This window comes from uncultured Chryseobacterium sp., assembly GCF_936933875.1.
Taxonomy (GTDB): Bacteria; Bacteroidota; Bacteroidia; order Flavobacteriales; family Weeksellaceae; genus CAKZIK01.
The window spans coordinates 1-20,679 of record NZ_CAKZIK010000012.1 but is presented as its reverse complement, the minus strand read 5'-3'; the positions used below and the strand labels follow the sequence as shown (position 1 = coordinate 20,679).

The window sequence follows — 20,679 nt, the reverse complement described above, 5'->3', positions numbered from 1 at the left end:
ATCGGGGAAAATAATTTATTTTTGCTGAAATTATTAGAAAAATGCTAACAGTATTATCTTCATTTTGGCCATTTTACCAGTTCCTATGGACTGTATATTTCTTCACTATGTTTTTAGTGGGATTCTGGTGTATCTTCATGTTCTTCGGATTTGTAATCCCGTTGTGGTTAACAGAAGGACTAGCTGAATATTTCGGTAAAACAAAACCTTTCAATCCGGAAGATGTACGTTTCAAAAAACTGTATGAGCAGGAAGGAGTAGAAGTAATCTACAACCAGCCAAAGGGTGATGGACCTTTCATCCACGCGCACGACAATCACGGTCATCACTAGTTGATGTCATTGCTTTCCCACATTAATTCCGGGAAAAGCAATCACAAAGCAAAACAATATATTGAAGTCAGTTCCAATTTTTTGGAGCTGATTTTTTTTGGGTTTCCCTCTCACAGAGGGGTGTCTGAATCGCAGATTCAGACGGGGTGTTAAAATAACCAGCTTGCTTTTAAATTCAAAAATTTTCAGAAGCAACCCAATTCTCCCTTCTCTCACACGAACACCCGTTTTCCGCTTTATCTTTTGCTCCGCTTCGCTCCGCAAAAGGATGCCGCTTCAACCGGGGCTAGAACTTCAGTCTTTATTCTTTCAACTAACCTTCACCAATCGCATCCAAAACCAATTGCACCAATTGCACCTTGCATCAGCTTAAAACCCTCAAACTTTTTCACTATCTTTGCACCCACAAAATTCCCACAATGGCAAAGTCACTTATTCCAAAACTTGAAGCAATAAAGCAGCGTTATAACGAAGTTGCAGACCTTATTATTCAGCCCGATGTAATCTCCGACCAGAAAAAATACGGACAGCTGAACAAAGAGTACAGCGACCTTGGGAAAATTGTTTCCGTTTATGATGCTTACAAATCTGCTTTGGATACCATCGAAGAATCCGACGAAATTATTGCAGACGGTTCAGATAAAGACTTGGTGGATTTAGCCAAAATGGAAAAACTCGAAGCTCAGGATAAAATTCCTGCTTTCGAAGAAGAATTGAAAGTGCTTTTAATACCAAAAGACCCAGCAGATGACAAAAACGTTATCGTGGAATTGCGTTCAGGAACTGGTGGAGATGAAGCAGCCATTTTTGTAGAAGATATTTACAGAATGTACACGATGTACTTCAAAACAAAAGGTTGGCGTCACGAAGTTACCGATTCCAGCGAAGCTTCAAAAGGCTACAAAGAATTGGTGATGAAAGTGGAAGGAGAAGGCGTTTATGGAATTATGAAATTTGAATCTGGAGTTCACCGCGTGCAGCGTGTTCCGGAAACCGAATCGCAGGGTCGTGTTCACACTTCTGCGATTACCATTGCCGTTTTGCCCGAAGCCGAAGAAGTGGATGTAGAAATTAATCCGGCCGACATAGAAATGCAGACTTCGCGTTCCGGTGGAGCAGGTGGACAGAACGTTAACAAAGTTGAAACAAAAGTTCAGTTGACACACAAACCTTCAGGAATTGTGGTGGTTTGTCAGCAGGCGCGTTCGCAGTTGGCCAACAGAGAGTTAGCGATGGAAATGCTTCGTGCAAAATTATACGACATCAAATTGCAGGAAGTTGTGGGAGATATCGCTGCACAAAGAAAAACGATGGTTTCAACCGGTGACCGTTCTGCAAAAATTAAAACCTACAATTATCCGCAGGGAAGAGTAACCGATCACAGAATCAACAAATCCATTTACAATCTTGATGCCTATATGAACGGCGATATACAGGAAATGATTGATGCCGTAATTATGGCTGAAAATGCTGAGAAAATGAAGGGAGAGGAAGAAAATTACTAATATTCCATCAGAATAAATCAAGCGGACTTCGGTTCGCTTTTTTTATGGAAATTGTATAATTATTTTTGATTTAAATATTGAAAATCAGAAAGATAATTGACATATTTTTGATGAAATTTAAATTCTGAATTATGAAAAAATCAGTTGTCTTACTTGTATTTATTGCTGTAATGGCTTTTGTTTCCTGCGAAAAGAAAACAACCACCACTTTAAATGAAGATGGAGGAAGTACGACAGTAGAAACTGTTGGTTTTGATAAACAAAGAATAGATTCAACAGCAGAAAAAGTTGAAGATGGAGCGCAAAAAGCGGCTAAAAAAACAGGTGAAGCATTAGAAGATGCCGGTGAAGCAATTAAAGAAGGTGCGGAAAAAACTAGTGACAAAATAGAAAAAGCAACCGACGGAGACGGAGATCCCAATAAATAAATTTATGTTCACTCAATATTGAAGCCTTCCATTTGGAGGGCTTTTTTGTAGATTTAATGCATAACCGTGCTTCTTCAGTTGCACAAATTTCATACCTTTACTACGCACTAAAGACTGAAAAAATGCGCCAAAAAATTCAAAATCACCGTCCTAATTTTTCTATCAATTTTGAAGATAAATTGCCTTACTTTTTCGAAAAAGATGGTCTCGAAATGAAATCCTCTTACACCCAAAAAGATTTAAGCGAAGAAAATATAGCGGAAGGAAGCGCCGGAATTGCGCCGTATTTGCGCGGACCGTATTCCACAATGTACGTGCAAAAGCCTTGGACAATTCGTCAATACGCCGGATTTTCTACGGCTGAAGAATCCAATGCTTTTTACCGCAGAAATTTAGCAGCCGGACAAAAAGGACTTTCCGTTGCATTTGATTTGGCGACACATCGCGGTTACGATTCCGACCATCCAAGAGTTGTAGGCGACGTTGGAAAAGCAGGAGTTGCCATAGATTCCGTGGAAGATATGAAGATTTTATTCGACCAGATTCCGTTGGACGAAATTTCGGTTTCGATGACGATGAATGGTGCGGTTTTGCCGATTTTGTCTTTTTATATTGTAGCTGCGGAAGAACAGGGTGTTTCACAAGAAAAACTTTCGGGAACCATTCAGAATGATATTTTGAAGGAATTCATGGTACGGAACACGTATATTTATCCTCCAACGCCTTCAATGAAAATCATTGCCGATATTTTTGAATATACTTCTAAAAATATTCCGAAATTCAACTCAATTTCCATTTCTGGTTACCATATGCAGGAAGCTGGAGCAACACCGGTTCTGGAAATGGCATACACTTTAGCCGACGGTTTGGAATACGTGAGAACCGGAATCAAAGCAGGCATGAACATCGATGATTTTGCGCCGCGTTTATCATTTTTCTGGGCAATGGGAATGAACCACTTCATGGAAATTGCAAAAATGCGTGCTGCAAGATTTGTTTGGGCGAATTTATTAACGCAATTCAATCCACAAAACCCAAAATCCTTAGCATTGAGAACGCATTCCCAAACTTCGGGCTGGTCTTTGACAGAACAGGAACCGTTCAATAATATTACAAGAACTGCGATTGAGGCGTTGTCTTCTGCTTTGGGCGGAACTCAGTCTTTACACACTAATGCTTTGGACGAAGCAATTGCGTTACCAACGGATTATTCTGCAAAAATTGCAAGAAATACGCAGATTATTCTTCAGCAGGAAAGCGGAATTTGTGACGTTGTTGACCCAATGGGCGGAAGTCATTTGGTAGAAAGTTTAACGCAGCAGATGATTGATGAAGCGATGAAATTCATAGATGAAGTGGAAAAAGAGGGTGGAATGACAAAAGCCATCGAAGCCGGAATTCCAAAAATGAGAATTGAAGAAGCCGCCGCAAGAAAACAGGCTAAAATTGACAGTGGAGAAGAATTTATCATCGGTGTTAATTCGTTCAAATCCAATTTGAAACAGATGGAACTGGAGATTTTGGATATTGATAATACACAAGTTCGCAAAAAACAAATCGAAAGACTTGAAAAAATAAAATCCGAAAGAGATTCCGCAAAAGTTGAAGAAATCTTAGATCAAATCCGCGAATGCGCTAAAACCGGAAACGGAAATCTTCTCGCTTTATGTATTGAAGCCGCAAGAAGCCGAGTAACTTTAGGCGAAATGAGCGACGCAATGGAAGAAAGTTTCGGACGCTACAAAGCTAATATCAGAACAATTCAGGGAGTTTACGCTATGAATGCCAATAAAAACGAATATTTTGAAAAAGCTGTTGCTTTAACTCAAAAATTTGAGGAAAACGAAGGTCGCCGTCCAAGAATTATGGTCGCAAAAATGGGACAGGACGGTCACGACCGTGGTGCGAAAGTAGTTGCTACAGCTTTTGCAGATATGGGTTTCGATGTGGATGTTGCGCCATTGTTCCAAACGCCGGAAGAAGTCGCGAAACAGGCTGTGGAAAACGATATTCATATTTTGGGCATTTCTTCTTTGGCGGCAGGTCACAAAACTTTAGTTCCGCAAGTTGTCGAAGAACTGAAAAAATTAGGAGCAGACGATATTACGATTGTTGTAGGTGGCGTAATTCCTCAACAGGATTACGATTTTCTTTATGCAAACGGAGCGGATTTTATTTTCGGCCCGGGAACGAATTTGCCGAAATCGGCATGTGAAATTTTGGAGAAATATCTAAATTAACCCATCTATTATAATTTTTGCCACGAATTTATTAGTGCATTAGTGGCAATTTAATGTAAGCCACATGAAACTCGAATTCTACAATACCGAACTTCTGCTCAAAGAAACCTTTTCAATCGCCTACGGCAACTACGACAAGCGTGATGCCCTGCTCGTAAAACTTTCCCATAATGGAAACGAAGGTTACGGAGAATGTGTCGCCATCAATTATTACAATATTAATCTCGAAGAATTTATTTTAAAACTGAGTGAAATTCAAGGTAAAATTGAAAATCACAAAATTGTTCATCCTAAAGAGTTTTTCAAGTTTTTATCAGGGTTAGAAATTCATCCGTTTCTACTTTCTGCTTTGGATTGTGCTTATTGGGACTTATATGGAAAGCTGGAAAATAAATCTTTTGCAGAACTTAATGCCATTGAAACTAAAAATTTAGTTGAAAGTTCGATTACGATTTCAATTGCTGATGTTGAGGAACAGATTAATAAAATTGAAAAAAGTTCGTGGAATAAATTCAAAGTGAAATGTAAAGGCTTGGATAAAGAATCAGTAGAAAAATTAGCAGGACTTAACCGAAACATCGCACTTGATTGCAACGCAAGTTTTAGTTCGGAAGATTGTAAATGGCTTCAGGAACAAGAAATTGTGAAAAATTTCATGTACATCGAACAGCCAATGGAAATTGGCCATTTTCAAAGTTTAAGAAAAGATGGTTTTGCGAATTGGATGGCTGATGAAGACGCGCAAAATATAGAAATTCTTAACGACTTGCTCCCACATTATAGTACGGTTAATATTAAACTCATGAAATGTGGTGGTTTAACTCCGGCCTTGGAATTTATTGAGAAAGCGAAAAGTCTTGGCTACAAAATTATGATTGGATGTATGACGGAATCCTCTGTTGGAATTTCTGCAGGTTGTGCGATTGCCCCATTGTGTGATTTTGCTGATTTGGACGGCGCGAATTTAATTTCCAACGATTTTGCAACCGGAAGTTTCATTGAAAATGGAAAAATTAAACTTTCCGAAAAACCAGGACTGGGAATTTCTTTAAAATAAAAAAAGCGGACTTATTATTGAGTCCGCTTTATTTTTATTCAAAAAAAATTAATTTTTGAAAGTAACGTAGTTGTAAACACTTTCGCTCTGCGCTTTAGAAAGTTTTGCTTTCGGAGCCATGGCGTTCATAATTCCAATCCATTTTTCGTCTGAATATTTTGCTGGAACAGGCAAATCATGACATTTTGCACAAGAAGTTTCGAAAGTTGTTTTTCCTTCGGCAATCATTCCTGCAGTCAGTTTTGTTTTACCTGTGAATTCTGGAGAAGTTCCAACAACTGTACTTGCGTCTGTTGTCGTGGAAGTTGTAGTTTTTGATTTACATGAAACCAAAAAAGCAACAGCTACAATTGGTAAAAGAATCAGTTTTTTCATAGTTTTCTATTTAAGTTCTACCAAATTTAGTATTTTTTTCAATAATTTTTATACCTATTTTTGTTAAGATGAAATTTTCAGTTCAGGAATTAATTAGCGGTGTGAAGTCGGGTGATAAAAGATTACTCGGTAAAGCGATTACTTTGGTGGAAAGTAAGAAGCCCGAACATCGTGTAATTGCAGAAAATTTACTCAAAGAATTAATGCCTTTTACCGGAAATTCTGTTCGCGTAGGAATTACCGGAGTTCCGGGAGCCGGAAAATCTACTTTTATTGAAAATTTTGGAAGACTTGCTATACAAAATAAAAAAAAAGTAGCCGTCTTAGCTATCGACCCAAGTTCTGCGTTGAATAAAGGCTCTATTTTGGGCGATAAAACAAGGATGGAAGAACTGGCTAAAGAGGAAAATGCATTTATTCGCCCTTCCCCAAGTTCCGGGTTTTTGGGAGGAATTGCCAATACAACTTTCGAAACGATGTTGATTTGTGAAGCGGCAGGTTATGATTTTATTTTAATTGAAACCGTTGGTGTTGGACAAAGCGAAGTTTTAGTCAATGATATTTCTGATGTTTTTCTTTTTCTGAAAATTATTGGCGGAGGAGACGAGCTTCAAGGAATTAAGCGCGGAATTATGGAAATGGTGGATGTCGTTTTCATTAATAAAGTAGATGATGACAACCTTCAGAAAGCCAAAAGTACCAAGCAGGAATTGTTAAGAGCGCTGCATTTTATGCCCGAAAAAGAAAAAGACTGGAAAGTTCCGGTTTTACTCGGTTCAGCATTAAATAATATAGGTTTGAAGGAGGTTTTCGATAAAATTAATGACTTTATCGGTTTGAAGAAAACTTCGGGAAGATTTGATGAAGTAAGAAAATTGCAAGCCGAAAAACGCTTCGAATATTGGGTTCAAAATTATATACTCCAAAGGACTCAAAATAATTCCGAAGCAGAAACCGATTTTGAAATGCATAAAAAAAATGCTTCCGAACTGAAATCCAATCCAAGTTCGGAAGCAAAAATTTTTGTTGAGAAATTTTTGAAAGGTATTACTTAACCACCTGATTTTTCATAATATATCCATCATAAGAAATTGGCTGTCTGTCGTTGGAATCAATAGATACATAAGCTTTTCCGCTTTTATAAACTTCCATAATAATTCTTCTGACATTCGTCACGTCATTTGGTGCAATTGTTACGATAGTTGATCCCTTTTTGCCTTCTGATTTGGATATGCTGTAATCTTTTGAGCTAAAACGGTAGCTGTTTTTATCATTATCCATACTTGGAGTGTAAAGTCTTCCAAAATAAGGCAAAGTAACTTCAAGTTTCTCCTTTTTTACAACAATTGCATATCCATAATCTAAATTAAGCATTCTTGTTGAAGTAGAATTAGGAAATGAATTCATCACGTTTATCACATCGTAATTTGTAGGGTTCGCTCTTTCCGCCATAAACGTAAATTCTTCGTTTTTCAGAAGATTGGTAAGTTCTGCTGGCTGCACATAAGCTTTACTCGCACAGGAAACTATCAATAGTAAAAGTCCTGATATTATAAGAGTTAAAAAATTCTTCATTGTATAATTTTTAAAATTATATACAAAATTAATGCTAAAAAGCAATTTAGAAACAGTAATTTTATATTTGGAATAATAATTGTAAAAGTTAAGCAAATATTCAAATATTCATACTATGAAAATTAATAAGATTTTAGCGATTGGCGCGGTGTCGTTATCATTGGCAGCGTGTACAACAAATCCAATTACCGGAAGAAAATCCCTTCAATTGGCAAACAATCAACAGATTGAAGCGATGGCTTTACAACAGTATAAAGAAACACTTTCTCAAAGTAAAGTAATTAGCGGAACTACTGCAGCAAAACAGGTACAGAACGTAGGTAGAAGAATAGCAAATGCTGCTCAAAATTATTATAGTAGTATAGGTCAGGCAGATGCATTGGCAAATTATAACTGGGAATTTAATCTTCTTGAAGATAAATCCGTTAACGCTTGGTGTATGCCTGGTGGAAAAGTAGCTGTTTATACAGGGCTTTTGCCAGTTTCTCAGACGGATAAAGGTTTGGCAGTGGTTTTAGGTCACGAAGTTTCACACGCTTTAGCAGGACATGGTAACGAAAGAATTTCTCAGGCGATGGTCGCCCAATATGGTGGTGCAATTTTAGGAAGCACAATTTCCAGTGCACAATGGGCCAATATCTTCTCTCAGGTTTACCCGGTTGGAGCGCAAGTTGCCTTGTTGAAATACGGAAGAAATCAGGAGTTAGAAGCTGATGAAATGGGACTTTACCTAATGGGTATGGCAGGATACGATCCTAGAGAATCTCAACCTTTCTGGCACAGAATGGAATCTATGTCAACGAGTACAAGCAGACCACCGGAATTCCTTTCCACTCACCCGAGTCCGGAAAACCGTAGAGCAGATTTGGAAAAACACATGGCAAAAGCTTTAGAGTATTATAAAGCTTCAGGAGGGAAGATTTAGTTCTTCATCTTAAAAATTATACATAACCTTCCCGAAAATTTATTAAATTTGGGAAGGTATTTTTTTTAAATTAAACGAATAAACGATGAAAAGTATAAGTTTTATAGGGATTGTATTGCTGATTATTTCAGGGGTTCTTTTTTACCTTACTACAGATTTTGCAGTAGAACAAATTAAACTTTCGCATATTATGGGAATGATGGCCGGAATTGGTATAGGATTAATTCTTGGCGGAATGGTGGGTTATGTAAGCAAGGGTTCTGCAATAAAAGAAGCACAGAAAAAAGCAGAATACAAACAGCTTCAGAAAGATAAAGAAGCCCTTGAAAAACAGGCGGCCGAGCTTGTAAAGCAACAGCAAATGCAGAATAGCCAAGCTGTTGAAAATAAAAATCCGCAAGATTTTTATTAATCTGTGGACTTTACTTCGATAATTTTTTACTTAGAACTCATAACCCAGCCCCAGTATTAAAAGGCTCTGGCGGTTATCGTACCTAATAGTTGAATAACTGTCGGCTACATTTTCAATAAAATCTCTCTGGTCCTTAGTAAAGGCGCCTTCATATCTAGCGTTTACAAGAAGCTTCCTAACTTTTGCTTGAACCCCAAATTGATACCCTATGGTAAATTCATTTTTAGCTTTTTCGGCAAACCTGCCTGGAGATGTAAGATATTCTTCGTTCTTTGCGGCAAAATTATAACTTGCTACAGGTCCAATAAACGCTCCCAAACTTTCTCCCAAAAGATTATATCCCAAAAGAACAGGAACGTCAACGCGGTTGCTTTTTGCTTCTAGTGTTGTATTGGTATTTGGGTCGGTATATTCGTTTTTAAAGGTAGTGTAATACGCTTCCGGCATAATGAAAAATGAACCGGGTAAACTTACCTTGGCAGAAAGTCCGAAGTTGAAACCTACATTATTTTTACCTACGTTTTCGTATGCATTTGTGGCAGATGAAGATATGTCCTTCCATTTTGAAGAACTTGTTGGAAACAGCAAATTGGCTTTTCCCGATACCGATACTTGCGCTGATGCAAAAATTGATAATCCTAAAAGTGCTGTGCTAAGAATCTTTGTCATTATTTTCAGGCTTTGTTATAATATTCTCTATTGATGTCTTGTTTGTACTGAGGAAATATTCTCTCAGTTCCTTGAACAACTCTGATGAATAAACGAAATCAATAAGGTTTTTATTGTCTGCTGTAATTAAAATGTCTTTATTTCCTTCCCATTCTTTCAATCCGTTTCTTAGGTAAACGATTTTTTCCCCAATCGTCATTACAGAATTCATATCGTGGGTATTAATAATAGTGGTTGTGTTATATTCTTTGGTAATTTCGAGTAAAAGATCATCGATTACATTGGAGGTATATGGATCTAATCCCGAATTGGGTTCATCACAGAACAAATATTTCGGATTATTTACAATGGCTCTGGCAATGGCAACCCTTTTTTGCATCCCGCCGGAAATTTCGGATGGAAACTTTTTACCTGCTTTATCCAGATGAACTCGTCCCATTACTTCAAAAGCTCTTCTTTTTTTCTCACGAAAAGAAAGATTGGTAAACATATCCAAAGGAAAAGATATATTTTCTTCAACGGTAAGTGAATCAAACAGTGCACTTCCCTGAAATACAGTTCCTATTTCTGCCCGCAAACTTTGCTTTTCATCCCTGCTCATCTTCATAACATCTCTTCCATCGAAAAGAATTGTACCACTGGATGGTTCATGAACATTTAGAAGTGATTTCAGGAAAACTGTTTTACCGGAACCACTCTGGCCTATAATCAGATTTACTTTTCCCGTATCGAAAGTTGTTGTAATGCCTTTAAGTACTTCGTTGCCGGCAAATTCTTTTTTTAAATCTTTTACCTCAATCATTAGCTCAAAATCATTTGTGTTAAAATTAATTCGGACAAAATAATAAACACCATTGTCCAAACTACAGCTTGTGTACTTGCCCGTCCCACTTCAAGTGAACCTCCATTTACATTATAACCAAAATATGCCGGAACAGTGGCTATAATAAACGCAAAAACAATTGTTTTAGCAAAAGCATAGTAAATAAAAAGATTGGGCATATACATTTGTACCCCTGTCGTAAATTCTGCTGTAGTCCAGTTTCCGGTAAGTTCGCCTGCAACAAAACCACCTCCAATTCCTACTACAATACTTATTGCAATAAGAAGTGGATTAAAAATCACACAGGCAAAAATTTTCGGCAGAATTAAAAAATTTGCTGAGTTTACTCCCATAATATCAAGCGCGTCAATTTGTTCAGAAACCCTCATTGTTCCAATACTGGATGCAATGTATGAGCCAACTTTTCCGGCCAAAATCAAACTGATAATTGTTGGAGAAAATTCCAGAACCAAAACTGCTTTGGTAGCATATCCTACAAAAGAAGTAGGAATAGGGAAGGATGAAGCACTAAAGTTATTATACATCTGGATGGCAACAACCGCACCCACAAAAATGGATGTGAAAACCACCAATCCAAAAGAATTAATACCTAAATCGTTTATTTCCCGCATAAAAAGCTTCCAGAAAACGCTTCTTTTCTGAGGTCTTTGCATGGCTTTTCCTATTAGCAGGAAATATTCGCCCATTGCGGTTAGAAATTTCTTAATCATGCTACGAAAATACGCATTTTTAAATTTAACAGTCTCTTTATCTTGCGTTTTTATCGCCTGCAAGAACCAAAAGAACAGTCTTTAAAATAATAATGATATCAAGGCTGAAACTCCAGTTTTTTACGTAGAATGAATCTGCTAGAACTCTTTTTTTCATTTCAATGCCCATGTCACCATGATCACCGCGTAAACCATTGACTTGAGCTAGTCCGGTAATACCCGGTTTTACAAGGCTTCTAACAGAATATCTGCCTATTTTTGGTTTATAAAATTCATCAACCAAAAGCATGTGTGGTCTAGGTCCCACAACAGACATGTCACCTAAAAGAACATTAAAAAACTGTGGAAATTCATCAATACTGGTTTTCCTAAGAAATTTACCTACTGAAGTAATTCGTTGATCATTAATTTCAGTAGTTTTCGTTGAAGGATAAGGTTCGAAATACATTGTTCTGAATTTCCAACAAGTGAAAACTTCGTCATGAAAACCATATCTTTTTTGCCTAAAAAATACTGGACCTTTACTGTTTAGAACAATTAAGATTGAAACGAGCGGTATTAACCATATTCCAATGGTTAACAAAATAAATGCTGAAAATAAAATATCAAAAACTCTTTTAATTAAATGGTTGCCTAAAAATTCAAGAGGAAATTTTATGGGAGAAAGTATGGGTTGAGATTCAATATATCCTAATTCGTAAGAGAAGAATTCGTTTTGTATGATATTGGGAATTAATGAGATTCGAACTTTGCAGAGTTCAGCTTCGTTAAAAATTTTGTCTTCAAGATTTTTATCGATACTGTTTTCAGATGGAAGATATAGAGTATGTATTCCGTTCTTTTTCCAGAATTTTTTTAGATTTTGAATGTCGATGTTTTGTTCGGGATAATCAAATATTTTATATCCATAATCTTTTCTTTCTTCAATAATAGATTTCAGAATTGCTGATGATGAATTTTCCGCCAGAAACATAATGTTTCTATGGTTTTTTCCTTGAGAACGGATGTACTTTAAGGCAAAGAAAATTAAGGATTTTATGAAAAATAATATAAAAAACAGAACAACTGCAAAAGTAAACTTGTCCTTTTCCAAAAGTTCGTTATTGGTAACTTTTGAAAGTAAAATGATACCCAGAATAAAAACAACGATATGGGTAAAAAGCCGTTCCAGGTAATTAGTGTAAGTTAAACTTCTTTCAACGTTATAGAGTTTTGTTCTGGAACTAAGCAGCATCCAAAACAACGAAAGGAGTATTACGATAAAAACATGCTGATCGATATTATCCCTTTGCAGAACATTTCTTCCGAAATTTAAAAACAGAAATACTGCTGCGACAATAAGAATGTCCAGTACAATGATGACCGCTTTAAAATAACGAGAATATCGAAGTCTTTGCATGTAATCTTTATTTCAAGACAGAAGACCAAGTTAACATAAAACTATGGAATATTCAAATATTTATGTGTCTGAACTGATGCTCTCCATCTTGGGTTTTCCAGAATGAAATCTGTAATTGTCGGGTACATTTCATTTCTTTTGCTCCACTCGCTTTGGAGATAAAGGGTACAGTTTTCCGAAACTTTTGCAGCCTGTTCTTCAGCGAATTTAAAATCGTTATTATTGAAAACTATCACTTTCAACTCGTTGGCTTTTGAGTAAATTTCTTCTAAAGGCAAACCGGTTTTCTTTGGTGAAAGGGTAATCCAATCCAAGTGTCCGCTCATCGGATACGCTCCTGAAGTTTCAATATGAATTTGGCAACCCAACTCTTTAAGTTTTGAAGTAAGAACCTCCAAATTCCACATCAAAGGTTCACCTCCTGTTAAAACGATTGTTTTGCAGTGTTTCGCAGCAGTTTCTGCAATTTCGATCGTGTCCATTGCAGGATGAAGTTCTGCATCCCAGCTTTCTTTCACATCGCACCAGTGACAACCGACATCACAACCACCCAAACGGATGAAATAAGCAGCTTTTCCCGTGTGTGCACCTTCTCCCTGTAAAGTGTAAAAATGCTCCATTACAGGGAGCATTTTGCCTTCTTTCAATAAAATATCTTTTTCTTCTTTAGTCATTATAAACTGAAGTTTTATAAGCAATAAGCGTGTTTTTCATGAGCATGGCTCTCGTCATTGGTCCAACTCCTCCCGGAACCGGTGTAATCCAACTTGCTTTTTCGGCGCAGCTGTCAAAATCTACGTCTCCGGCAAGATGATAACCTTTTTCTGAGTCGTCATCCACTCTTGTAATTCCAACGTCAATTACAACTGCTCCTTCTTTAATCATATCTCCTTTTAAGAAATGTGGGTCGCCTAAAGCAGTAATCACAATATCTGCATTTTTGGTGAAATCTTCAACGTGTGGCGTGTAACTGTGCGTCAACGTTGTCGTCGCATTTCCCGGAAAATCTTTTCTTCCCATCAAAATTGCCATCGGTTTTCCAACAATACGGCTTCTTCCGATAATAACACAGTGTTTTCCTTTGGTTTCGATGTTGTAACGTTCTAATAATGTTAGGATTCCAAATGGAGTTGCCGGTAAAAAAGAATGCATTTCCAGCGCCATTTTTCCAAAATTTTCGGGATGAAAACCATCGACATCTTTTCTTGGGTCAATTGCCATGATGATTTTTTCCTGGTCAATCTGTTTCGGCAAAGGTAGCTGAACGATGAAACCATCCACAGCTTTTGATTTATTAAGCTCGTCAATTTTCTCCAACAATTCTGCTTCCGAAACGGTGCTTGGAAATTTTATTAAACCTGATGTAAACCCAACTTCTTCACAGTCTTTCACTTTGGAGTTAACGTAAGCTTTACTCGCGCCGTTGTTTCCCACCAGAATCGCCACCAAATGCGGCGCTCTTCTGTGCCGTGCAAGAATTTTCTGAACTTCGTCCTTAATCTCAAGCTTTATTTGCTTTGAGAGTGCTAAACCGTCTAAAATCTGAGCCATTTTTTCTTTCTTTTTACTTTATGTTAGGGATGTTTTTCAGGGTTTTGATACGTGCAAAAAACGGAAAGGATATTCACAATCCGCAGTTCTTCATCAATATCAAAAAAGATTAGATAAGGAAAATTTTTCAAAGGAAGCGCTCTTACTTCATGATATCTCAAGGCGAAATAAGGATTGGTCTTCAAAGTTTTGTACGCCTCAGAAAGTTTCTTTTTAAAGTTTTTTGCAGAAGATTTTGATTTAGAATGATAAAATTCCAAAGCGTTATCAATGTTTCGCGTGGCTAATGAAGAAACTTTAATCTTAAATGCCATACTTTTTTGAGATTCTATCTAATGATTCGAATGCATCTTCAAATTTTGATTTGTCTTCATTCAAAGATTCATCAATAGCTTTTTTCATCTCGTCTGTCAATTCAAAATCGTCATCTGTTTCGTCTTTTTTCTCGAAACGGATTTTCATTTTCTTAAGAAAAGTTTCAACAAAAGTTTCTTCCTCTTTATTTTTAATTTGTATCGTAATTTGTGTCATTGCCAAGTGATTTCCAGTTCAAATTTAGCAATTATTTATTCGATTTGAAATAATTAATCAAACCGTTTGTAGAGCTGTCATGCGACGTAATTTCACCGGCGCTTTCCAATTCCGGAAGGATTTTTCCGGCCAAAACTTTTCCTAGTTCAACCCCAAACTGGTCGAAACTGAAAATGTTCCAAATAATTCCCTGAACGAAAATTTTGTGTTCATACAAGGCAATCAACTGTCCCAAAGAAAAAGGTGTTAATTCTTTGAACAAGAATGAATTGGTTGGTGTGTTTCCATGAAAAACTTTGAAATTCAGCAATCTGTCGATTTCTTCTTCCGATTTTCCGGATGCTTTTAATTCTGCTTCCACTTCGTCTTCATCTTTTCCGAACGCCAAAGCTTCGGTTTGTGCGAAAAAGTTCGCCAATAATTTATCCTGATGGTCAGAAACTTTGTTGCAAGATTTCGCATAAGCGATAAAATCCGCCGGAATCAGTTCTGTTCCCTGATGAATCAACTGATAAAATGCGTGTTGACCGTTCGTTCCAGGTTCTCCCCAAATAATTGGTCCGGTTTCATATTCCACAAATTCGCCGTTTCTGTCAACACATTTTCCGTTACTTTCCATATCGCCTTGCTGAAGATACGCCGGAAATCTGTCCAAATATTGTGAATACGGAAGAACTGCGTAAGAAGTAGCCGCATAAAAATTGCGGTACCAAATTCCCAATAATCCCATTAAAACAGGAACATTTTCAGAAAAATCAGCAGTTTGGAAATGAGTATCTGTATCGAAAGCACCTTTCAAAAGCTGCTCAAAATTGTCGTAACCAACTGCCAAAACAATGCTTAAGCCAATTGCACTCCACAGAGAATATCTTCCGCCAACCCAGTCCCAGAATTCGAAAATATTTTCTTCAGCAATTCCGAATTTTTTTACCGCTTCAACGTTGGTAGAAAGCGCCACGAAATGTTTCGCCACATCTTCCTGTTTTCCTGCTTTCAAAAACCAAGATTTTGCAGATTCTGCGTTTGTCATCGTTTCCTGCGTTGTAAATGTTTTCGAAGCAACGATGAATAAAGTCGTTTCCGGATTGAGTTTTTTTACAGTTTCAGCGATGTGATTTCCGTCTACATTTGAAACGAAATGAACATTCAGTCTCTTTTTAAAATGTTTCAAAGCCGAAACCACCATTGCAGGACCCAAATCAGAACCACCGATTCCGATGTTCACCACATCCGTAATTTCTTTTCCTGAAAAACCTTTGTGTTCTCCGGAAATGACTTTTTCAGAGAAGGTTTTCATTTGCGCTAAAACTTTTTTGATTTGAGGCTTAATGTTTTCACCATCAACCAAGATTTCTTTTTCAGAAAAATCTCTTAAAGCGGTGTGAAGAACTGCTCTTCCTTCAGTTTCATTAATTTTTTCTCCAGAAAACATGGCGGAAATTGCTTCTTTTACCTGAGTTTCTTCAGCCAGTTTTAACAAAAGTTCTTTTGTTCTCGTATCGATTAAATTTTTAGAATAATCGAACAAAAAATTCTCGTGCTGAACTGAAAATTCAGAAAAACGGTTAGGATTATATTGAAATAACGAACGAAGTTCGAAATCGTTTTGAGCAAAGTGATTATCTAGTTCTTTCCAAGCGGTGGTTTGCGTAGGATTTATTTTTGGTAGCATTCTGTCGTATTTTGAAGCCACAAATTTACGTAAAATAAAAACCTCCAAAAAATTCGGAGGTTGTGTTTCTGTTAATTGTGATTTTTATTCTGTCGTATTTTGAGTTGGATTTGAAACAACTACCTTTCTTTTTCTCAAGAAATAAATGATTAAGAATCCAATTAAAATAATTGGCCAAATTGCAATAAGACCGACAATCAGTCTTTGTACCAAATAAAACCCCTCAACAAAAGCATTTTTCGCATCATAGAAAAAGTTGAATTTGTATTTGTTATCGATATTGTTGGTGTTGGTTACAGCAATTTCAGCCACGCGAACTTTGGGTTCTTTAATGTAAATATCTACAGTGGAATATTTCAGGTTGTCTGCAAGGTTCATTTTTTCAATATGTTGCTGTTTATTTTGCTCCAAATTGGATTCTGTTTTCTCTACTTTTTCGCCGTTGTTTTTCATTTTTTCGATGACGGTTCCGGTTTTTTGAAGTTTTTGAGTTTCGAGTTCGGCAATCTTCGCATTGTTCGTCACATCTTCTGCAATGATTATTCTTGAATTTAGAAAAACTTTTTTATCATTAATGAAAGTCAGGAAATCTCCTAATTTTTCAGTCGGAACCCGAACCTGCATTTTATTGTCGGTTTGAAATTTCTTCACCAAAGTTGCTTCAGAATCGGAAGTCTCGAATGTATCTTCAGAAACAACATTGCTGTTCAAACGACTTACTGTAACAAATCCGCCCAATTCTTTCAGTTGTTTTTCGATGAAAACGGTGGCTTCATAGACATCTTTCACTTCCATGTCTACGTCTGCGGTTTTCACAAATTTTTTATCAGCAACAGTTTGTGAAGCAGCCATTGAAACACTGTCTGCGGAAACAGCTTCTGCGTAATCCGCTGAGATTTCTGCTTTTGCTGAATCTTCAACCATTTCTGATTTACTACAAGAAAAAACTGTTAAAATAACGAATAAACTAATAGCGATTTTTGAATGTAAATTTTTCATAACGGAAATTTTTATTGGGTTTGAATGACTCAAAGTTCCGCCTGAAATTTTTGTAAAGTTTGTAAAAGCATTTTTTTCTGCTTGTAAAGTATGTTTGCAATACAAGTTTCAGATTTACAGTGTTTTGTAAAATTATTTTGCCACAAATTCGCGAATTTTTTTAATAATTAGTTGTGAATTTGTGGCAAAAAAATATTGTTTTCAGTTGAAATTACTTTTCCAAAGCAATCTCAATCACCTCACTCATTCGGTTGACGTAAGAAACTTTGAGGGTTTTCAAATAATCTTTTTTAATTTCCTCTACATCTTTTCGATTGGCTTCACATAAAATCACCTGCTTAATTCCAGCTCGGTTTGCAGCCAAGAGCTTTTCTTTAATTCCACCAACAGGCAAAACTTTTCCACGAAGGGTAATTTCTCCCGTCATCGCAAGATGAGGTTTCACTTTTTTATTTTTGAAGCTTGAAACCATCGAAGTCAGCATCGCAATTCCAGCAGAAGGTCCGTCTTTCGGCGTTGCACCTTCCGGAACGTGAACATGGATGTTGTTTTTCTCAATATCTTCTTTCGAAATTCCCAAATCTTCGTGTTTCGCTTTGATGTATTCCAACGCAATCGTTGCGGATTCTTTCATGACGTTTCCAAGATTTCCGGTCATCGTAAGATTTCCTTTGCCGCTGCTCAAAATACTTTCAATAAACAGAATGTCGCCACCAACAGAAGTCCATGCTAAACCTGTAACAACTCCGGGAACACCGGTAATTTCTGACAAACTTCTTGGTCTTGGAACGCCCAGAATTTCATCAATTTTTTTAATGGAAATTTTTGAATCAAACTCTTTTTCCATCGCGGTTTGAAGGGCAACCCAACGTGCAATAGAAGCGATTCTTTTTTCCAGAGTTCTAACACCGCTCTCGGAAGTATGGGCATCAATAATATGTTTCAGTTCGGCATTTCCAAGTTTGAAAGATTTCGCTTCCAAACCGTTTTCTTCCTGCTGTTTTTTAACCAAATGGCGTTTTGCGATTTCAATTTTTTCTTCAAGAGTATAACCCGCAATTTGGATGACTTCCATTCTGTCCAACAACGGGCTTTGAATCGTTGAAAGAGAATTGGCTGTTGCAATAAACATCACTTTGGATAAATCGTAACCGTGTTCTAAATAATTATCGTAGAACGTAGAGTTTTGTTCCGGGTCCAAAACCTCCAAAAGTGCTGAACTCGGGTCTCCGTGCATTCCCTGACCGATTTTATCGATTTCATCCAAAACTACGACAGGGTTTGAGGTTCCTGATTTTTTAATGGACTGCAAGATTCTTCCGGCCATAGCTCCGATATAAGTTTTACGGTGTCCACGGATTTCAGATTCATCGTGAAGTCCGCCCAAAGAAACTCTTACATATTTTCTTCCAAGAGCATCTGCAACGGATTTTCCAAGCGAAGTTTTACCAACTCCGGGAGGACCAACCAAACATAAAATGGGAGATTTCATATTGTTTTTCAATTTCAAAACAGCCATGTGTTCCAAAATTCTTTTTTTGATGTCCTCGAGTCCGAAATGAGCTTTATCCAACACTTTTTCTGCTTTAATAATGTCGAAAATATCCTTAGAATAATTTCCCCAAGGTAAATCAGTAAAGAAATCCAAATAATTTCGCTGAACATTATAATCCGGAGAATTCGGATGTTGTCTTTGAAGTCGCGCAAGTTCTTTTTCGAAATGTTCCTGAACTTCGGCAGTCCAGTTTTTAGTTTTCGCTTTTTCGCGAAGTTCGTCGGCATCACTTTCAGCGCCACCTCCCAATTCTTCCTGAATAGTTTTCATTTGCTGGTTCAGGAAATATTCGCGCTGCTGTTTGTCTAAATCTTTTGAGGTTTTCTGATGAATTTGGTTGCGAAGTTCCAGTTTGCGGAAATCATCATGCATCAGTTCATATAGTTTTTCAGCACGAACCAACAGGCTTTTTTCCTCCAATAATCTTTGTTTTTCATTGGAAGGAAAGTTTGCGTTGGTGCAGATAAAATTCAGCAAATCTTCATTATTATTCATATTCTTCACTGCAAAATTGGCTGCGTTCGGAATATTGGGGTCGAGTTCGATGATTTTTAAAGCTAAATCTTTGATGTTTTCCAACAAAGCTTCGTATTCTTCTTTTTTCTTGGTCGCAGTATCTTTCAACTTGCTGATTTCCGCTTTAAAGTAAGGTTTCGAATCGGTAAAGTTTTTCACTTTAAATCTCTGAAATCCTCTTGTAATTGCTGTGATATTACCTTCGGGAAGCTTGATGATTTTAATGATTTTAGCCAAAGTCCCAATTTGGAAAAGGTCTTTTTCCGTAGGATTTTCTATGTTCGAATTGTTCTGGCTTAAAATTCCGATAAACTCGTTGTTCTTCTGTGCTTCTTCCAACAGTTTGATGGACATTTCTCTTCCGGCCGTAATCGGAATAACTACTTTTGGGAACATCACCATGTTTCTCACCGGCAAAATCGGATAAATTTCCTGGTCTGAGTTTTTGGAAGTATCCATAATTTCGTCCAAATTTATTTCTTCAGCCACAATGCTGAAACCGTCATCCATTATTTCTTCAAAGTTGATATCTTCAAATTCTGTCATAATCTTGTATAATGACAAATTGTCATTTTAATTAAATAGGTTATCGGCAAATTCGGAAACGTTTATCCAAAAATGCCATCTTTAAAAAGGTGTGTATAAATTGTCAATCGGTATGCCAACGGAAATTTTAGTCCAAATTGTCATTAAGTTGCAAAAGCATTCAATAATAAAGGTGAAAATTTTTCTTAATCTGCTAAAAATGTGTATTTTCGCAGACTGATAAAATTATACACAAAAAATGGCAGTTTTAGGAGAGATTAGAAAAAGACCTTGGCTTTTGATGGGGGTAATTGCTTTAGCTTTATTGGCGTTCCTGGTAAACCCGGACAGTATTGATAAAGTATTTGGTAAAAATCCGGATGTCTTAGGAAAGGTAAATGGCGACAAAATTACCAGAGAAGAGTTCAACGACCAACTTTTCATCATGCAACAACAAGCACAGCAACAAGGCCAACCAACAACCGGTTTGGAAGAGCAGGCTTGGCAAATGTTGGTGCAGAGCAAACTTATTAAGCAACAGTTCGAAAAAATGGGTCTTGAGTTGACAGACGATATGTTCTGGAACCAACTTCAGTTCGACCCAATGTTTGCACAAAATCCACAGAATTTTGACGAGAAAGGAAACTTTAAAGTTCAGGAAATCAAAAAACAGGTGGAAGAAGTACAGAAATCCGGAAACATGGAGCTGTACAACAACTGGTTGAAAACCAGAAAAGCTATCGAATACAGAATGATGGCAAGACAGGTTTTTGCTAATATTTCTTCGGGAGTTACAGTAAGCAAGAAAGAGGCTGAAGAAATTTTCCAGGGCTGGGACATGAAAGACCTGGTATTAGTC

General features: G+C 37.0%; 22 protein-coding genes. 9 read left to right on the top strand and 13 right to left on the bottom strand.

Annotated features, from left to right (window positions below):
- The first annotated feature begins 41 nt into the window (after positions 1–41).
- The 5 genes from Q0252_RS01425 to Q0252_RS01405 all read left to right on the top strand — a co-directional run bounded on the left by Q0252_RS01425 (position 42) and on the right by Q0252_RS01405 (position 5,562).
- Positions 42–332 carry a hypothetical protein gene (locus tag Q0252_RS01425; protein WP_297982862.1) on the top strand — a complete coding sequence of 97 codons (291 nt, stop codon included), beginning with the start codon at positions 42–44 and terminating at the stop codon, positions 330–332.
- A 419-nt stretch (positions 333–751) separates the two neighbouring features.
- The gene (gene prfA, locus Q0252_RS01420) at positions 752–1,837 is read left to right on the top strand and encodes a peptide chain release factor 1 (protein ID WP_297982861.1); all 1,086 of its coding nucleotides are present in this window, start codon (positions 752–754) and stop codon (positions 1,835–1,837) included.
- Between the two features lie 131 nt (positions 1,838–1,968).
- Positions 1,969–2,265 (top strand): hypothetical protein, encoded by a 297-nt coding sequence (locus tag Q0252_RS01415; protein ID WP_297982860.1) that lies wholly within the window; start codon positions 1,969–1,971, stop codon positions 2,263–2,265.
- A gap of 122 nt (positions 2,266–2,387) precedes the next feature.
- Positions 2,388–4,505, top strand: coding sequence for a methylmalonyl-CoA mutase (gene scpA / locus Q0252_RS01410; protein WP_297982883.1), 2,118 nt, complete (start codon positions 2,388–2,390; stop codon positions 4,503–4,505).
- Positions 4,506–4,569: 64 nt separating this feature from the next.
- Positions 4,570–5,562: an enolase C-terminal domain-like protein gene (locus tag Q0252_RS01405; RefSeq protein ID WP_297982858.1), complete on the top strand. Its 993-nt coding sequence runs from the start codon at positions 4,570–4,572 to the stop codon at positions 5,560–5,562.
- 48 nt (positions 5,563–5,610) lie between these two features.
- Here Q0252_RS01405 and Q0252_RS01400 read toward each other — a convergent pair whose 3' ends face one another.
- On the bottom strand, positions 5,611–5,937 hold the full coding sequence (locus tag Q0252_RS01400; protein WP_297982856.1) for a cytochrome C: 327 nt from the start codon (positions 5,935–5,937) through the stop codon (positions 5,611–5,613).
- A gap of 68 nt (positions 5,938–6,005) precedes the next feature.
- On the opposite strand from Q0252_RS01400, the gene meaB reads away from it, so the two are divergent.
- Complete coding sequence (gene meaB, locus Q0252_RS01395; RefSeq protein WP_297982855.1) at positions 6,006–6,992, top strand: methylmalonyl Co-A mutase-associated GTPase MeaB; 987 nt, start codon at positions 6,006–6,008, stop codon at positions 6,990–6,992.
- Here meaB and Q0252_RS01390 read toward each other — a convergent pair.
- On the bottom strand, positions 6,985–7,512 hold the full coding sequence (locus Q0252_RS01390; RefSeq protein ID WP_297982849.1) for a DUF4251 domain-containing protein: 528 nt from the start codon (positions 7,510–7,512) through the stop codon (positions 6,985–6,987). The two genes, meaB and Q0252_RS01390, sit on opposite strands and share 8 nt — an antisense overlap.
- Before the next feature lie 115 nt (positions 7,513–7,627).
- Here Q0252_RS01390 and Q0252_RS01385 point away from each other — a divergent pair, with 115 nt between their 5' ends.
- Positions 7,628–8,437, top strand: a complete 810-nt coding sequence (locus Q0252_RS01385) for a M48 family metallopeptidase (RefSeq protein WP_297982847.1) — start codon at positions 7,628–7,630, stop codon at positions 8,435–8,437.
- An 85-nt stretch (positions 8,438–8,522) separates the two neighbouring features.
- Positions 8,523–8,849, top strand: coding sequence for a hypothetical protein (locus Q0252_RS01380; protein ID WP_297982844.1), 327 nt, complete (start codon positions 8,523–8,525; stop codon positions 8,847–8,849).
- A gap of 30 nt (positions 8,850–8,879) precedes the next feature.
- Here the strand turns inward: Q0252_RS01380 and Q0252_RS01375 are convergent, their stop codons facing one another.
- From Q0252_RS01375 to lon, 11 genes are all read right to left on the bottom strand, one after another.
- Positions 8,880–9,518 (bottom strand): outer membrane beta-barrel protein, encoded by a 639-nt coding sequence (locus Q0252_RS01375; RefSeq protein ID WP_297982841.1) that lies wholly within the window; start codon positions 9,516–9,518, stop codon positions 8,880–8,882.
- Positions 9,502–10,320, bottom strand: a complete 819-nt coding sequence (locus Q0252_RS01370) for an ABC transporter ATP-binding protein (protein ID WP_297982838.1) — start codon at positions 10,318–10,320, stop codon at positions 9,502–9,504. Before Q0252_RS01370 ends, Q0252_RS01375 begins: the two co-directional genes overlap by 17 nt.
- Positions 10,320–11,072: an ABC transporter permease gene (locus Q0252_RS01365; RefSeq protein ID WP_297982835.1), complete on the bottom strand. Its 753-nt coding sequence runs from the start codon at positions 11,070–11,072 to the stop codon at positions 10,320–10,322. The genes Q0252_RS01370 and Q0252_RS01365 overlap by 1 nt, the downstream gene beginning before the upstream one ends.
- Before the next feature lie 37 nt (positions 11,073–11,109).
- Positions 11,110–12,471, bottom strand: coding sequence for an exopolysaccharide biosynthesis polyprenyl glycosylphosphotransferase (locus Q0252_RS01360; RefSeq protein ID WP_297982832.1), 1,362 nt, complete (start codon positions 12,469–12,471; stop codon positions 11,110–11,112).
- A gap of 41 nt (positions 12,472–12,512) precedes the next feature.
- On the bottom strand, positions 12,513–13,145 hold the full coding sequence (locus Q0252_RS01355; protein WP_297982829.1) for a 7-carboxy-7-deazaguanine synthase QueE: 633 nt from the start codon (positions 13,143–13,145) through the stop codon (positions 12,513–12,515).
- On the bottom strand, positions 13,138–14,022 hold the full coding sequence (locus Q0252_RS01350) for a bifunctional 5,10-methylenetetrahydrofolate dehydrogenase/5,10-methenyltetrahydrofolate cyclohydrolase (protein ID WP_297982826.1): 885 nt from the start codon (positions 14,020–14,022) through the stop codon (positions 13,138–13,140). Before Q0252_RS01350 ends, Q0252_RS01355 begins: the two co-directional genes overlap by 8 nt.
- Before the next feature lie 23 nt (positions 14,023–14,045).
- Positions 14,046–14,336: a type II toxin-antitoxin system RelE/ParE family toxin gene (locus Q0252_RS01345; RefSeq protein ID WP_297982824.1), complete on the bottom strand. Its 291-nt coding sequence runs from the start codon at positions 14,334–14,336 to the stop codon at positions 14,046–14,048.
- A complete protein-coding gene (locus Q0252_RS01340) occupies positions 14,326–14,553 on the bottom strand; it encodes a hypothetical protein (protein ID WP_297982822.1) in 228 nt (75 codons plus the stop codon). Before Q0252_RS01340 ends, Q0252_RS01345 begins: the two co-directional genes overlap by 11 nt.
- Before the next feature lie 31 nt (positions 14,554–14,584).
- Positions 14,585–16,225, bottom strand: coding sequence for a glucose-6-phosphate isomerase (gene pgi / locus Q0252_RS01335; RefSeq protein WP_297982820.1), 1,641 nt, complete (start codon positions 16,223–16,225; stop codon positions 14,585–14,587).
- An 84-nt stretch (positions 16,226–16,309) separates the two neighbouring features.
- The gene (locus tag Q0252_RS01330) at positions 16,310–17,224 is read right to left on the bottom strand and encodes a DUF4349 domain-containing protein (protein WP_297982817.1); all 915 of its coding nucleotides are present in this window, start codon (positions 17,222–17,224) and stop codon (positions 16,310–16,312) included.
- A gap of 211 nt (positions 17,225–17,435) precedes the next feature.
- Positions 17,436–19,841, bottom strand: a complete 2,406-nt coding sequence (gene lon / locus Q0252_RS01325; protein ID WP_297982815.1) for an endopeptidase La — start codon at positions 19,839–19,841, stop codon at positions 17,436–17,438.
- A gap of 238 nt (positions 19,842–20,079) precedes the next feature.
- On the opposite strand from lon, the gene Q0252_RS01320 reads away from it, so the two are divergent.
- On the top strand, positions 20,080–20,679 hold a 600-nt coding region (locus Q0252_RS01320; RefSeq protein WP_297982813.1), incomplete at its 3' end, for a SurA N-terminal domain-containing protein.

Coding starts and splice junctions, on each gene's coding strand:
- Q0252_RS01425 (WP_297982862.1), top strand. CDS start 42: ATGCTAACAGTATTATCTTCATTTTGGCCATTTTACCAGTTCCTATGG.
- prfA (WP_297982861.1), top strand. CDS start 752: ATGGCAAAGTCACTTATTCCAAAACTTGAAGCAATAAAGCAGCGTTAT.
- Q0252_RS01415 (WP_297982860.1), top strand. CDS start 1,969: ATGAAAAAATCAGTTGTCTTACTTGTATTTATTGCTGTAATGGCTTTT.
- scpA (WP_297982883.1), top strand. CDS start 2,388: ATGCGCCAAAAAATTCAAAATCACCGTCCTAATTTTTCTATCAATTTT.
- Q0252_RS01405 (WP_297982858.1), top strand. CDS start 4,570: ATGAAACTCGAATTCTACAATACCGAACTTCTGCTCAAAGAAACCTTT.
- Q0252_RS01400 (WP_297982856.1), bottom strand. CDS start 5,937: ATGAAAAAACTGATTCTTTTACCAATTGTAGCTGTTGCTTTTTTGGTT.
- meaB (WP_297982855.1), top strand. CDS start 6,006: ATGAAATTTTCAGTTCAGGAATTAATTAGCGGTGTGAAGTCGGGTGAT.
- Q0252_RS01390 (WP_297982849.1), bottom strand. CDS start 7,512: ATGAAGAATTTTTTAACTCTTATAATATCAGGACTTTTACTATTGATA.
- Q0252_RS01385 (WP_297982847.1), top strand. CDS start 7,628: ATGAAAATTAATAAGATTTTAGCGATTGGCGCGGTGTCGTTATCATTG.
- Q0252_RS01380 (WP_297982844.1), top strand. CDS start 8,523: ATGAAAAGTATAAGTTTTATAGGGATTGTATTGCTGATTATTTCAGGG.
- Q0252_RS01375 (WP_297982841.1), bottom strand. CDS start 9,518: ATGACAAAGATTCTTAGCACAGCACTTTTAGGATTATCAATTTTTGCA.
- Q0252_RS01370 (WP_297982838.1), bottom strand. CDS start 10,320: ATGATTGAGGTAAAAGATTTAAAAAAAGAATTTGCCGGCAACGAAGTA.
- Q0252_RS01365 (WP_297982835.1), bottom strand. CDS start 11,072: ATGATTAAGAAATTTCTAACCGCAATGGGCGAATATTTCCTGCTAATA.
- Q0252_RS01360 (WP_297982832.1), bottom strand. CDS start 12,471: ATGCAAAGACTTCGATATTCTCGTTATTTTAAAGCGGTCATCATTGTA.
- Q0252_RS01355 (WP_297982829.1), bottom strand. CDS start 13,145: ATGACTAAAGAAGAAAAAGATATTTTATTGAAAGAAGGCAAAATGCTC.
- Q0252_RS01350 (WP_297982826.1), bottom strand. CDS start 14,022: ATGGCTCAGATTTTAGACGGTTTAGCACTCTCAAAGCAAATAAAGCTT.
- Q0252_RS01345 (WP_297982824.1), bottom strand. CDS start 14,336: ATGGCATTTAAGATTAAAGTTTCTTCATTAGCCACGCGAAACATTGAT.
- Q0252_RS01340 (WP_297982822.1), bottom strand. CDS start 14,553: ATGACACAAATTACGATACAAATTAAAAATAAAGAGGAAGAAACTTTT.
- pgi (WP_297982820.1), bottom strand. CDS start 16,225: ATGCTACCAAAAATAAATCCTACGCAAACCACCGCTTGGAAAGAACTA.
- Q0252_RS01330 (WP_297982817.1), bottom strand. CDS start 17,224: ATGAAAAATTTACATTCAAAAATCGCTATTAGTTTATTCGTTATTTTA.
- lon (WP_297982815.1), bottom strand. CDS start 19,841: ATGACAGAATTTGAAGATATCAACTTTGAAGAAATAATGGATGACGGT.